This is a genomic window from Jejuia spongiicola (assembly GCF_023502325.1).
Taxonomy (GTDB): Bacteria; Bacteroidota; Bacteroidia; order Flavobacteriales; family Flavobacteriaceae; genus Wocania_A; species Wocania_A spongiicola.
Genome location: NZ_JAMFLZ010000028.1, coordinates 1 through 725, shown reverse-complemented (window position 1 = coordinate 725; position 725 = coordinate 1). Strand labels below are relative to the sequence as shown.

Genomic DNA, 725 nt, shown 5'->3' with positions numbered 1-725 from the left:
ACCAATTAAAGGATGAGTTTAAACTATTCCAAGCAGTTTCTGATGTACAGTACTGACTACTGCCTCCATGAAAAGTTATATTATAAGGGACATCATCAATACCATCATTAGCAACACCACTTGTGTCTGTATGCCAACCTATTAAAGTAGCATCGTAGTTTGTTGTAGATAGGGTAGCACTAAGAAACATAAAAATCATTGTTGTAACATTACTGATATCCCAGTTATCAATGGGTTGATTAAAAGATGTATTATTTCGAAACATACTAGACATATTAGTTACGCTAGAGGTATCCCAGTTATCAAGCGGTTGATTATAAGGGGTGTTTCTAAACATATTTGACATAGATGTAACAGCACTTACCTTCCAATTATTTATGGGAGAATTAAATAATGTACTTTGAAATACTTGTTCCATATTAGTAATTGTGCTTACATCCCAATTGTTAATAGCCCCTCCATTATCTACAAAAGAACTACACTCTAAAAACATACTAAACATTGAAGTGGCTTGACTTAAATTTGGAGTGTCAGTTGCGTTTAGTACTAAATTACTACACCCTCGAAAAGACTGGGCCATAGAGGTCCAAGTATCTGTCCCCCATTGCTCTACAGATTGAATTTTGTCTTTATCTCCTGTATTGTTAAAATAGATTCTAGGAAATGTACCGATAATACGGATAGTATGCACACCTGCACTTGCATATAAATGTGATGGAGAATCG

At 34.8% G+C, this 725-nt stretch carries 1 protein-coding gene; it reads right to left on the bottom strand.

Annotated elements, in window-relative coordinates; all coding sequences use genetic code 11:
- The coding region (locus tag M3P09_RS17205) for a BspA family leucine-rich repeat surface protein (RefSeq protein ID WP_249974060.1) at window positions 1–725 on the bottom strand (725 nt) is incomplete at both ends.